General features: G+C 70.8%; 9 protein-coding genes. 2 read left to right on the forward strand and 7 right to left on the reverse strand.

Annotation, left to right across the window (positions count from 1 at the left end; all coding sequences use genetic code 11):
• Positions 1 to 65: 65 nt before the first annotated feature.
• From FZO89_RS00425 to FZO89_RS00445, 5 genes are all read right to left on the reverse strand, one after another.
• Entirely contained in the window at positions 66 to 1,931 is a 1,866-nt protein-coding gene (locus FZO89_RS00425) for a right-handed parallel beta-helix repeat-containing protein (RefSeq protein ID WP_149101417.1), read from the reverse strand.
• Positions 1,932 to 2,321: 390 nt separating this feature from the next.
• On the reverse strand, positions 2,322 to 3,134 hold the full coding sequence (locus FZO89_RS00430) for an OBAP family protein (protein WP_149101418.1): 813 nt from the start codon (positions 3,132 to 3,134) through the stop codon (positions 2,322 to 2,324).
• Between the two features lie 120 nt (positions 3,135 to 3,254).
• On the reverse strand, positions 3,255 to 4,151 hold the full coding sequence (locus FZO89_RS00435; RefSeq protein ID WP_149101419.1) for an exodeoxyribonuclease III: 897 nt from the start codon (positions 4,149 to 4,151) through the stop codon (positions 3,255 to 3,257).
• Positions 4,152 to 4,272: 121 nt separating this feature from the next.
• Positions 4,273 to 4,743: a GlcG/HbpS family heme-binding protein gene (locus FZO89_RS00440; protein WP_187470981.1), complete on the reverse strand. Its 471-nt coding sequence runs from the start codon at positions 4,741 to 4,743 to the stop codon at positions 4,273 to 4,275.
• A 46-nt stretch (positions 4,744 to 4,789) separates the two neighbouring features.
• Positions 4,790 to 6,286 carry a PQQ-dependent sugar dehydrogenase gene (locus FZO89_RS00445; RefSeq protein WP_149101421.1) on the reverse strand — a complete coding sequence of 499 codons (1,497 nt, stop codon included), beginning with the start codon at positions 6,284 to 6,286 and terminating at the stop codon, positions 4,790 to 4,792.
• 157 nt (positions 6,287 to 6,443) lie between these two features.
• Between FZO89_RS00445 and FZO89_RS00450 the strand changes: the two genes are divergently transcribed.
• Together FZO89_RS00450 and FZO89_RS00455 are read left to right on the forward strand one after the other, a co-directional pair.
• The gene (locus tag FZO89_RS00450; protein ID WP_187470982.1) at positions 6,444 to 8,717 is read left to right on the forward strand and encodes an LpqB family beta-propeller domain-containing protein; all 2,274 of its coding nucleotides are present in this window, start codon (positions 6,444 to 6,446) and stop codon (positions 8,715 to 8,717) included.
• Positions 8,718 to 8,955: 238 nt separating this feature from the next.
• Positions 8,956 to 9,657, forward strand: a complete 702-nt coding sequence (locus FZO89_RS00455; protein ID WP_262378459.1) for a transposase — start codon at positions 8,956 to 8,958, stop codon at positions 9,655 to 9,657.
• A gap of 13 nt (positions 9,658 to 9,670) precedes the next feature.
• Here the strand turns inward: FZO89_RS00455 and FZO89_RS00460 are convergent, their stop codons facing one another.
• Complete coding sequence (locus tag FZO89_RS00460; protein WP_262378460.1) at positions 9,671 to 10,042, reverse strand: hypothetical protein; 372 nt, start codon at positions 10,040 to 10,042, stop codon at positions 9,671 to 9,673.
• 232 nt (positions 10,043 to 10,274) lie between these two features.
• Positions 10,275 to 12,803, reverse strand: coding sequence for a diguanylate cyclase (locus tag FZO89_RS00465; RefSeq protein WP_149101423.1), 2,529 nt, complete (start codon positions 12,801 to 12,803; stop codon positions 10,275 to 10,277).
• Between the last annotated feature and the right edge of the window lie 15 nt (positions 12,804 to 12,818).

Here is a 12,818-nt window from a genome sequence, read left to right on the forward strand (position 1 = left end):
ATCCGATGTGAGAAGACCGCGACACCGCGGGCGGCGATTGCCGCCGCAACCCGTGCCTGCCGTGTTCAGTCGGGCGCCGGAACCGCTCCCGGCAGCGCAGTCTCCGCCTGCCAGCCCAGCGCCTCGCGTGCCTCGGGCGCCACCGCCACTTCCTCCATCCCCGGCGGTCGTCCGGCCAGCTCGAAGCGACGCAACTCGACGCTGCGGAACAGCGCACCCGCGTGCCCCTGCAGCGACACGCCACGCGTCTCGAGCCCGGTGGCCTTGCGGAAACCCTGCAAGGTCGCGAAGCGCGCCTCGCAGTCCTTCGCCGCGACGGGGCTCCACACGATCAGCGGCTCGCCGTCCTCGTCGGCCCGGGCGTAGACGTTGCCGTCGACCCGCGTGGTCATCGGCCGCCTCAGCGTGTCGCACAGCGCGGCCGGCTGTTCGAACCGCAGCAGCGACGCGTCGAAACCGGCGCTGGCGGCCAGCAGGTTGCCTTCGAACGCGTGACCCTCGCGCTCGTCCACGTCCGGGCCGGTGCGCGGATGCCAGCCGAAGTGGTCGCCCTGCGCGCTGCGCTCGTTGCGGTCGATCAGGACCGGCGAATCGAGGAAGGTGTTGTGGTAGATGCGCGCATCGGCGCTGTTGAGGATGCGGACGCCCTGCTCGTTGTCGACGAACACGTTGCCGGCCACCACCACGCCCCTGGAGATCTCGAAGAAGAAGCCGATCAGCGTGCCTTCGACATGGTTGTTCGCGAACACGCCGTCGACATTGCCCACGTCGTACCACACGCCGTTCGAATGCGGATGGTCGATCACCAGGTTGTCGCGCACCGTCACCCGGTAGGACTGGTTGAAGATCTTCACCGCCGCCGGGTAGTAGCCGGTCAGCTGCTCGATGTTGTTGCGGCGGATGATGTTGCGCTCCAGCAGCACGTCGGACGAGCCGATGACGTAGATGCCCTCGGTGCCGGTGTCGCTGATCAGCGAGTTGCGGATCACCAGCCCGTCGCCGCGGAAATAGCCGGCCACGCGCGAGGTGAAGCTGATGGTCACGTTCTCCAGCGTGGTGCCGACCACTTCCTTGCCGTGGTCGGCCGGGTCGGACACGTCCACCGGATCGTCGGTGGGTTCCTCGTTCGGGCCGGTGGACGGCTTCTTGCCCTCGATGTCGATGGCGCGGAACGCGTACTGGGTGAAGGTCAGGCCGCGGATGGTCGGGCCCTTGCGGTCGGACGGCTTGCCGTGCACCTCGCGCGAGGGCCGGTGCAATGCGATGTCGTGGGCGGTGATCTCCACCAGGCGATCGGCCGGATCGACGCCGATGTAGACGTAGCCCTGCTCGTAGTCGATGTAGTAGCCGTCCTCGCCCAGTTCGCCGGCCCAGCCCTGCGACAGCAGCGGCTTGCCGTCGACGAAGACCATGTCGTTGTTGAACCGGTGCAGCGGCGTGCGCATGCCCTCGCGCTCGCGCCGCCACCAGGCCAGCGGCTGCGCCGGGAACAGCGTGGTCCACTTCGTGCGCCAGACCCCGTCGCGCAGTTCCTCCCATTCGCTCGCCACGCGCGTGCCCTTGAACACGGGCCGCTCGTCGCGGTACGGCTGCAGGGTGATGCCCTGGTTGAGCTGGAGCCCGCCGGTCCGGTAGGTGCCGCCGCGCAGGACGATGGTGTCGCCGGTGACCACCCGTGCGATCGCGGATTCGATCGTCGTCGGTCGTGCCAGCTCCGCCCCGGTCGCGTTCGCCGTGCCGTCCGGCGCGACGTAGTAGACCGTGCCCTGGCCGGGTACCTCGTAGGACCGGGCGACGGGGCCATACGGCCCACCGGACGGCTGCGCGAAGGCCGGAACGGCCACAGCCACGCCGGCTGCGAGCAGACCGAGCACGAACAGTCGGGACAGACGGCGACGATGCGCGCGGAGCACGCAGTGGATGGACGGCATGTGGTTTCCTCCCGGGTGGCGACCGCGCGACGCCACGCGGCATCGGCAATGTGTTAGCGCTACCAGAAGGTAGCACCGGGACGCCGTTGTTGCGACCCGATCCACGCTTGCGGTGGCGTGCAAAGGTTTGCTGCTTCGCAACATTCCTGAGCGCCATGCCACCTGGGACGGGCGATCCGTCACTCGCCCGCGCCCGTGCACTCGCCCGCGCCCGTGGTGTCTCTCGTGCCGCAGACCCGTGACGCCAGCGCGTGTGGCTCCACGCTGCCACGAATCACGAATCACGAACGCGGACAGGATTCCCCGCCCGTCCCTGGTCCCGCGGCGTGCCACAACCCCCATGACGACCTCCGCGCGGCTGGCTGCAGACGCGGGACGCCGTCGTCGCGATCAGCGCGGCGGCACGCGCGAACGCGCATTGTCCTGCGGTGCGTCCCCGTCGCGCTCCCGGTCCCGTGCTCCGCCATGCGAGGCATGCGCGTGCCCGGTCGGGTCCTCGAGCTGGATCGCGTTTCCCCGCTGCCAGGCGTCCGCGCCGGGCAGGACCGGCGGCACCTGGATACCGGCGCGATCGCGCCTGCGCTGCGTACTGTCCACGCCCAGGCGCGCGTCGCGGGCGGCGACCATGTCCGGATCGGCCTGGCCGTCGGCGGTGAAGCCCATCATCAGCTGCGGCACGCCGTACGGCAGGTCCTTGTCCAGGTCGGTGTGCCAGGTATGCCAGGTCTTGCCGTAGGTACGGACCAGTTTCTCCATCAGCTCGCGTTCGGCCACCCGCGGCAGCCCGGGTGCCACCAGCTGGCCGGATTTCACTTCGTGGACATGGCTGTGCCAGAGCGCCTTCTCCGCCTCCGGCAGGCCCGCGAACAGCGACTCGCCGATGATGTACTCCACGCCCATGATCCTGGCCTCGCGCACGTTGCCGTCGTAGATCACGCACTGGATGACGTCCTCGTTGAGCACCGAGCAGTAGTGGTGCGCCTCCATCTGCGCCTGCAGCCGGCCGCTGTAGAAGTGGAAGCCGTCGAGGTAGGCGTTGATCGCGTCGATCGGGGGCTTGTCCTGCAGCATCGCCGCGCCGGCGTCGAGCACGCGCGTCTTCGGGGGCTCGTCGCGTCCGGGTGTCTCCACGTTGGGCACGGTATCGCCGCCACCGCAGGCGGCGAGCAACAGGGCCAGCGAAGCCGTGACCAGTGATCGCATCGCGTGATTCCTCCGTTGCGGCCGGCATCGATCGTGCGAGCCGGCGGGCAGGATCCCGGCGGCCGCAGCCCCCGTCTCTGCGAGGCTAGCGACGCCTCCGGGGCGAGCGTGTGAACGCGTTCAGTCTGCCGGTGCTCGTCGCGGAGCGCGCCTGGCCGGGCTCGCGGTACGCGGCTTCGCCGGAGCGGTGCTGCGGGCGGCCTTGCGGGCACGAGGCGCCGGTGCGGTGGCGGTGATGCGGATCCACGTCGGCGCGTGGTCGCTGGCCTTGTCCTGCAGGCGCACCCAGCGGTCGACGCCTGCATCCACCAGGCGTGGCGCCAGCGCGGGGTTCAGCAGCAGGTGATCGATGCGCAGGCCCCGGTCGCGCTCGGCATGGCGACGGAAGTAGTCCCAGAACGTATACGGCGCGGCCTCGCCGAAGTGGGCGTGGAGCGCGTCGGTCCAGCCCTGGGCCAGCAGTTGCGCATATGCCTCGCGCACTTCGGGCTGGATCAGCGCGTCCTTGCGCCAGGCCCAGGGGTCGTAGACGTCGCCGTCGGTGGGGATCACGTTGTAGTCGCCCATCAGCACCACTGGATGCGGCAGGTCGACCAGGCCCGACGCATGGCGCGCCAGGCGCTGCATCCAGCGCAGCTTGTAGTCGAACTTCGGCCCGGGTTGCGGATTGCCGTTGGGCAGGTACAGGGCCGCGACGACGATGCCGTGCACGGCCGCTTCCAGGTAGCGGCTCTGCCTGTCCGTGGGATCGCCCGGCAGGCCCCGCCGGCTTTCCAGCGGCAGCACGCCGCGCCCCAGCAGCGCCACCCCGTTCCACGAACGCTGTCCCTGCCAGAGCGCGCCGTAACCGGCTTCCTCCAGCGCGGCCGCAGGAAAGGCGTCATCCGCGGCCTTGAGCTCCTGCAGGGCGACCACGTCCGGCGCTTCCTTCGCCAGCCACGCCAGCAGCTGCGGCAGGCGGGTACCGATGCCGTTGACGTTGAAGGTCGCCAGCTTCAGGGTCCTGTCGCGCGCCATGGCTTCGCCGCTGTAGGGAGGGCGACAGGTTGGACCGAACCAGGCCACGTTGCCAGCACCGTGCCCGGGGCTCGCGCCGGAGGTCCGCTGCCGGCCGTGCGTCGCGGCGCCCTGCCCCGTCTCAGGGAGGCGCCACCACCAGGCCCGCGGCTTCCGCGGCCAGCGTCCCGCACTCGGCATCGAATTCCGGCGCCGCACCGGACACGCCGACGCCGCCGATGCCCGTTCCGTCCCTGGTGAACAAGGGCACGCCGCCTTCGACGGTCGCGATCATCGGTGCGGACGGTATGTTCCAGGTGCCCGTCACCGCGGACGGATTGAGGTAGACGGCAGCCGAACGCCCTTTCCATTGCGCCACCGCGCCGGTCGCCGGCGTCGCGCCGTCGTGCCGGCCGAAGCTCACCAGGTCGCCGCCGTGGTCGAACACCGCGACCGCAATCGGAACGCCGGTGCCCGCCGCGCGGGCGAGGCAGTGGTCGCGGATGGCGTCCGCGGTGGCCGACTGGAGTACTGCGCGCGACTCCTGCGCCGCGATGGAAGGGCTGATGCACAGCAGGGTGGCCGCGGCCAGGCAAGCGACGAGATGGTTCATGGAATCTCCCTGAGATGGTGGGTGGAGGACGCGCGTCATCCAGCGCTTATTGCCGGCGCTCCTCCTGCGCCGTGAGCCTCAGGATCTGGCCCGGGTTGTCGGTGACCAGGTAGATCGCGCCGTCGGGCCCGACCACCGGTTCGTACGGACGTCCCTGCGTGGTGACCAGGACTTCTTCGTGCTGGACGCGATCGCCGTCGATGGTGAGTAGGCGCAGCTGGCGCGGCGAAAGCGCGGTGACCAGGGCCTTGCCCTGCCACAGCGGGAACTGGTTGCCGGCGTAGAACGCCAGTCCCGACACGCCGATCGAGGGCCGCCAGTACCATGCCGGCTGTTCCACGCCCTCGGCACGCTGGTGCGGGGTGAGCACGGTGCCGTCGTAGTTGATGCCGTGCGTGACCACCGGCCAGCCGTAGTCGCCGCCGCGGCGGACGATGTTCAGTTCGTCGCCGCCGCGCGGACCGTGCTCGGTCGCCCACAGGCGTCCGGTGGCCGGTTCGATCGCCATACCCTGCGGATTGCGGTGGCCGAAGCTGAAGACCGTGGCCAGCGCATCGTCGCGAGCCTGGAACGGGTTGCCGGGTGCTGGCGTTCCATCCGGCAGCACGCGATGGATCTTGCCGCTCGGCCGTCCCGGTTCGCGCGAGAGTTCCTGCACGCCGCGATCGCCGACCGAGAAATGCAGCCGCCCGTTGCGATCGAACGCCATGCGTCCGCCGAAGTGCCAGAACGGTTCGCCGTAGTGGTCGTGGTCGGCTTCGTACACCACCTGCTGGTCGACCCAGTCGTTGCCGCGCAGGCGACCTCGCACCACGCGGGTCATGGCCAGCGGACCGCCTTCGGGGCCGGTTTCGTCCAGCGGGTGGCTGTAGCTGAGATAGATCCAGCCGTTGCTGCGATAGTCCGGGTCGAGCGCGATGTCGAACAGGCCCGCCTGGTTCCAGCGATGGCCGTGCACGTAGACCGGCGGAACACCGGCCACCGGCTGCGGTTGCAGCACGCCGTCGCGGATGATCCTGAGACGGCCCGGCCGCTCGCTGACCAGCACGGTGCCGGGGTCGAGGAATGCCATCGCCCAGACCGTCTCGAGCCCGTCGGCGAACACGTCCAGGCGCACCGCGTAGTCCAGCGTATCGACCACGCCGGGGACGGCATCGAACTCGCGCGGCGGTTCTTCGGCGGCGGCCTGTTCGTCTTCGTCCGCTTCCGGCTCGGCCTGCCCCACGCGCGCCGGCAGGAACGCGGCGATCGCGGTGATCTCCTCCGCGGCCAGGGTCCCGCCGAAGGCCGGCATCCCCTGCGAGGGCACGCCGGTGCGGATCACCCGCTCGATGTCGCCCCGGGTACCACCATAGCGATACGTCCGCGCGGACAGCGCCGGCCCCAGGCCCGTCCCCTGGCGGTCGGCGCCGTGGCAGGACGCGCAGTTGCGCTGGTAGAGCGCCGCGCCGTCGGGCGGATCCGCGGCCGCCACGGCGCCAGCGAATACGAGCAGCGCCGCGGCCGCGGGCATGGCCAGGGTTGGGATGCGGGCAACACGCATGGCACGTCCTCATGGGCAGCGGCGAGCCGCCGCGACCCGACGAGGAGAGCCCGTAAGCCCGGTCCGGTGGGATGGAGGCAACCTAGGGTTTTGCTATAGATTCGATGCAGGCGCCATCCGGCGTCGCCGAGGAGCCCGGCAGCGGGCGATGGGACGGGTGAGCGAGCAGACGGCCATCGGCAAGATCGACGCGGGGTCCGTGGAGCGCCCGGGCCGCGCCGGGCCCGTGAACTTCAGCGCCGGCGAGGCGCTGGTCCAGCCCTCGCTCAACCGGATCTCGATCCGCGGCCGCGTCGCCCAGGTCGAACCCAAGGTCATGCAGGTACTGGTGCTGATGGCGGAGCGGCCGGGGACCGTGATCGCGCGGGACACCTTCCTCGACACCATCTGGGCCGGCACCGTCGCCGACGACTACCTGCTCAACCGCGCGATCTCGGAACTGCGCAAGGTCTTCGAGGACGATCCGCAGACGCCGCGCTACATCGAGACGATCCGCAAGGGCGGCTACCGCCTGGTCGCTCCCATCGCGCCGGCGAGGGTGGCCGCCGCGCTGGCGCCGCCCGCACCGGAAGCGCTGTCGGAAAGCGCGGAAACCGCCGGAACCGTGCAACCCGCCGAACCCGCAGTCGCCGGCGTCCCTCCGCCCGCGCAGGCGGCTGCGCAGGGCGGGCGGCCACGGGCGACGCGGCTCGTCCTGGTGCTGGCGGCCGCCGCGGCGCTGGGGCTGGCTGGCTGGTTCCTGCTGCCGCGCGCGCCGTCCGGCCCTGTCGGCGGTCCTGGCGGCGCGTATGAAATCCGGCCGCTCACCAGTTTCGTCGGTCGTGAACTCGAACCGGCGCTGTCGCCCGACGGCAGCCGCGTCGCCTTCATCCGGGACGGCGATGGCGGCTTCGATGTCTACGTGAAGACGATCGGCAGCGAGGAGGTGCTCAACCTGACCGACAGCCCGGTCGACGAACGCCATCCACTCTGGACCGCGGACGGGCGAGCGCTGCTGTTCGCGCGAACCGACGACGGCGGCCTCTCGGTCATGCGCGTTTCCGCACTCGGCGGCGGCGTGACCCGGGTGCTTCACGATGACACGATGCGCGAGATCCGCGGCATGAGCCTGTCGCCGGACGGCACCCGGATCGCCTACGCCGCGCGCGAGGCCGCCAGCGAGCCCTACCGCATCGTCCTGGCGACGCTCGATGGCGGCGAACGCCGGACCCTGTCGATGCCCGATGCCGGAACGCTGGGCGATACCGACCCGCGCTTCTCCCACGACAGTCGCACGATCGTGTTCGTCCGCGGCGTCAACGAGGTCACCCGCGACGTGTACCGGGTGCGCGCCGAAGGCGGCGTGGCGACGCGCCTGACCTTCGACAACCGCAAGATCAACGGCCTCGCGTGGTCGCCCGATGGCGAACGGATCCTGTTCACCTCGACCCGCTCGGGCATGTACACGCTGTGGTCGGCGGATCCGGAGAACGGTGCGCTGGAGACGGTCGGAGTGGGCAACGAGGACATCCACCAGCCGGCGACGACGCCGGGTGTCGACGCGATCGCGTTCGAGCAGTGGATGCACCGCTCGCAGCTGCGACAGATCGAGCTGAGCGCAGAGGCGGACGCCAGCGCCGGCGCCGCACACCAGTTGCGCTCGACCCGCTGGGATTCCAGCCCGGCGTGGTCGCCCGACGGCGAGCGCATCGCCTTCGCGTCCAATCGCAGCGGCCCGCACGGCGTGTGGATCAGCCGGCGCGACGGCAGCGGCGCCGTGCAGGTCGCCGCGTTCGACGGGATGTTCGTGGACAATCCGGCATGGTCGCCCGACGGCAGGTCGATCGCGTTCGACGCCAGTCCCGGCGGCAGGACCGCCATCTTCACCGTGTCGCCCGAAGGTGGTACGCCGCAAGCGCTGGTGGACGGGCCGGGCGACAACCGCAATCCGGCCTGGTCGCGCGACGGCGCCTGGCTCTATTTCGAATCCAACCGCAGTGGCGAATGGCGCGTCCATGCGCTGCCTGCCGGTGGCGGCGAGGCGGTTGCGGTCACGCCCGGGCCCGGTGTCCATCCGCGCGAGACGGTCGACGGCGGCCAGTTGCTCTACAGCAAGCCGGACCAGCCGGGGCTGTGGGCACTGCCCCGCGTGGACTGGCGGGACGCTGCCCGGCGCACGCCGGAGACCCTGCTCGTCGCCGATCTCGATCCGCGCGACGGCGGCAACTGGGCGCCTGCGGATGCAGGCCTCTACTACCTCCGCCGTCCGCCTGTCGGGGGCACGGTCCTTTCGCTGTTCGCTCCCGCGGACGCGACCTCGACCGACGTGACCACCCTGCCGCCGGACTTCGAGGGCTGGGGTTTCGACCTGTCCCCCGACCAGTCCCGGCTGCTGTTCTCCGAGATGCTCACCCGGGAAAGCGACCTGCGCATCGCCACGCCCCGGGGATAGGCGGCAGCGGATCGGGCCGGATGCGCGGCGACGATGCCATTGCTGCGTTCGTCGCGCGCCGACGCGACATTGCGGACGGTTCGCGCCGCCAACCCGCGCGGCGCGGGAGACCGCAGCGCGGAGTGCGGGGCGAGCGCGGTGCCCGCGCGGGCTTTTCCTACACTCCGGACGGCTCCGGACGGATCGCGTGCGCGGCGTCGCCTCGGCAGACTGGAAGCATCATCGCAAGGACGCGATCATGCCCCGCCCGCCCCGCTTCGATCTCCCCGGGATCGCGCAGCACGTCGTCCAGCGAGGCCGCGAAGGCGCGCCCTGCTTCGTCGACGACATCGACCGGCTCCACTACCTGCGCGAACTGCGCGACGTCGCGCGTCGCGAGTACTGCCGCGTGCACGCCTACGTGCTGATGCCGGACCACGTGCACCTGCTGCTGACGCCGATGGCCGCCGGCCGCGTGGGTCGCCTCGTGCAGCAGCTCGGCCGTCGCTACGTACGTCGCTTCAACGCACGCCACCGGCGCAGTGGCGCGCTCTGGCAGGCACGCTACGCCGCCTGTCCGGTTCTCGAGGACCGCTACCTCCTCGCCTGCCAGCGATACATCGAATGCAACCCCGTGCGGGCGGGGTTGGTGGGCCGACCCGCGCAGTATCCCTGGTCCAGCCATCGCGCCCATGCCTTCGCCGAAGACGACCTGGTGTCGCCGCATCGGGCCTGGCTGGCGCTGGGCGCCGATGCCGCGACGCGTCGGCGCGCCTGGCACGCGTGGTCGACGCGGCCGGTGGCGGCAGCGGAAACCGACGCGATCCGGGAGCACCTGCGATGCCAGCGCCTGCACGGCCCGGCACGGTTCCGTGGCGCCGGGCCCACGCAACGGGAACGCGTGCCGACGTCGCGCGACCCGATCATCGGCGGCGAAGACCCGCGCGCGTTCCGACCGTGACCGCGGCCTTCGCTCAGCGCACCGGCGCCAGGCCGTGCGAGGCCTGTTCGCAGACCACGACCTCGCCCGGTTCCCCGGACGAGCCGGTTGCGCGCACGCGCATGCCGACGGCGAGCGCGTCCATGTCGACGGGCGCCGCCTTGCACAGGTTCCAGCGCGCCGGCAGGTGGACCGCGACCTGGTCCCGACCGGGGACGTCGAGCATCACGATCGCATTGCCGTCATAGGTCCAGGGCCGGGTATCGATCGACGCGATCGTGCCTTCGACCGACGACGTGCCGCCGGAAACCGGGGCCGGATCGGGCGCGGTCGCGCAGCCTGCGACGGACATGACCAGGCAGAGCACGCCGGGCAGATGGGGGACGTGGCGGGAATGGCGTCGCATGTGGATTCCTTTGCGGCTGGATGGTCGCCCCATTGTGGCGTGGCCGGGGCCGGAACGCGCCGGGGATTCGCCCGGTCCAGGCGTCGATCGGACCACGCTGGCGTGCAATCGTGTCGTCGTCCGTGCTGATGCCGGGCGATGTGCACCGGAAAGGACGCCACTTCGCGAAGGACACATGCGGACGCGCGCCAGCCCACGAATCCGCTGCCGCCCTGCGCTTCACGCGCATGCATCAGCCGGGCGGATCATCCGCGGGCGCCGTCCCCGGGCCCTGCGCAGCCGGATCGCCGCGCAACTCGCCGAGCGGCAGGATGACCAGCGTGGTGTATTCCTCGTAGCGCGCATCGGGAACGTCGCGCAGGGCGAGGCGTTCCAGGCGCGCGGTCTCTATCGGCAGCCGCGCCGCCTCGTACAGGATCACCTCGTGGTCCGCCGGGTACCAGCGCAGCAGCTTGTCGACCAGCGCCTGCAATCCCTCGCGCTCGGCATGGAAGCGGCTGCAGGACAGGTCCCCGGACAGCGCCACCTGCCACAGCAGCACCAGCCCGCAGGTGTCGGGCACGCGGTCGTAATGCAGGAAGTGGGTCGCCTCCATCGACTGCACGCCGCGCCGGCCGGGATCGATCCCGAGATCGGCGTAGAGGCAGGCTTCGGCGGAAATCCCCGGCTCCATGCGCGCGGGAATCCCCTCCGCGCGCGCCTTGCGCACCACCGCATGCGGCACGTCGGCGAACACGCCCGGATGGCCGTAGAACACGGCGCAGACCCGCTTGCCGTCCCGCAGTTGCGCCATGATCGCCGCATCGATCTCGCGATAGGTCTGGCGCCGGTCCTTGCCGTCGGCGTAGTACGCGCCGAGGTTGATCGCGTCGGGGCGGAAGTTCTGGATCATCGCCAGCGCGAACGGATCGGTCAGGCAGAACACCACCTGCGCCTCGCGGATCTCCGACAGGCAGCGCTCGTTGACGTGGCGCCCGAACTCGATGCCGCTGCCGACCACGACCAGGCTCGCGGCAGGTGCCGATGCCGCGGCGGCGGCATCGTTCGCACAGACGACGCGCCCCCGGCCGTCGCGCTTGGCGCGGTACAGGGCCTGGTCGGCATCGTGGATCAACTGTTCCAGCGTGGCCGTGCCGCCATCGTCCTGGCACACGCCGGCACTGATGTTGAAGCCGAACGTCTGGCCGAAGACGGTGATCGGCTCGATCCGGTCGCGCAGGCGCTGCAGCAATGTCCCGGCCTCCGCCGCATCCGCATCGAGCAGGATCGTGAACTCGTCGCCGCCGCTGCGCCCGGCGATACCGCGTTCTCCGACCACCTCGCCGATCCATGCTCCGAGCGAGCGCAAGGCCTCGTCGCCGGCAGCGTGGCCGTGGCTGTCGTTGACCTGCTTGAACAGGTCGATGTCGGCCACGATCGCGGAGAACGGACGGCCGCCGGCGCGCGCCCGTGCGAACGCCGCCTCGCCCAGCTTGCGGACCTGCTGGTAGTTGTACAGGCGGGTCAGGCTGTCGCGTTCCGACTGCCAGCGGTAACGGCGGCGTTCGCGGAACGAGCGGCGCAACAGGCCCGACAGCAGCAGCGCGGTGATCAGCAGCCCGGCGATTCCCAGGATCAGCAACCACTGCCGGCGCTGGGTGGCCGTGACCTGCAATGCCGCCAGTTCCCGCTCGGCTTCGAGCAATGCGATCTGCTGTTCCTTCATCCGGGTGTCGAACTCGACCTGCAGGTAGGTCAGGCGCCGAGCGCGGGCATCCGCTTCGGCGGCGGCCGAGGCCGACATCGCCTGCTTGAGGTGCGCGAGCGCCGTGGCCGGGTCGCCGCGCCGTTCGGCCAGCCTGGCCAGCAGGTGCTCGGTCTCGGCAATGGCGAGGTTGGATTCGTGTTCCCTGTAGTAGCGCAGGGTGTCGAGCAGCAGTGCCCGGGCGTGGTCGAGGTCCCGGTTGGATACGATCAGGCTTTCGGCAAGGACCAGACGCGTGCTCCAGGCGCCGGCCGCGTATCCCGCGGCCTCGAACTCCGCGAGCGCCTGCCGGGCCCAGCCCCATGCCTCGTCATGACGCCCCTGCTTCGCCGCCATCTTGGCGACGCCATACCTGCCCACGGCAGTGAAGACCGGGTCGCCGGCATGGGTGCAGGCTTCGATCTGCCGACGCCGCCAGGCTTCCGCGGCGCGGAAATTGCCGGCATGGTCCTCGGCCAGGGCCATTTCAGACAGGGCCACGCACAGCCCTCTGGGATCGTCCCTGGCCTCGACCGCCTGGACGGCGCGCAGCGCCATGTCCCGCGCCTTCTCCGTTTCCCCGACCAGGGTATGCAGGTAGCTGGCGGTCCCGAGCAGCGTGTGCGATTGCTCGGGCGCCTCGGGCAGGTACGACAGGCCCTCGTTGAGCCAGGTGAACGCCCGCGACCAGTCCTCGATGTTGGCGGCCACGCTGGTGGCGGTTCCGTAGATGCGGATGCGCAGAGCGGCCGGCATCTCCTGCTCGAGCAGCGCAGCCAGGCCCTCCATCGCCTCCGTCAACTGGCCGGCGAGCGCAAGGTTGCGCAGACGGACATACTCGATACGCTGGCGCTGCCCGGTCGAGAGCGCATCGGCCTGCGATGCCAGCGCTTCGATTCTTGCGTTCGATTCCCGCCAGTGCGCGGTGACCGCCAGCGCCTCGATCTCGCTGACCTGCTCCTCCAGCCTGTCCGCGGCGAAGACCGGCATGCCGACGAACGCCAGCAGCAGGACCGCGAGCAGGATCAGCCGGCGCATGTGCTTGTGACGGAC

It is taken from the genome of Luteimonas viscosa, from assembly GCF_008244685.1.
Classification (GTDB): Bacteria; Pseudomonadota; Gammaproteobacteria; order Xanthomonadales; family Xanthomonadaceae; genus Luteimonas; species Luteimonas viscosa.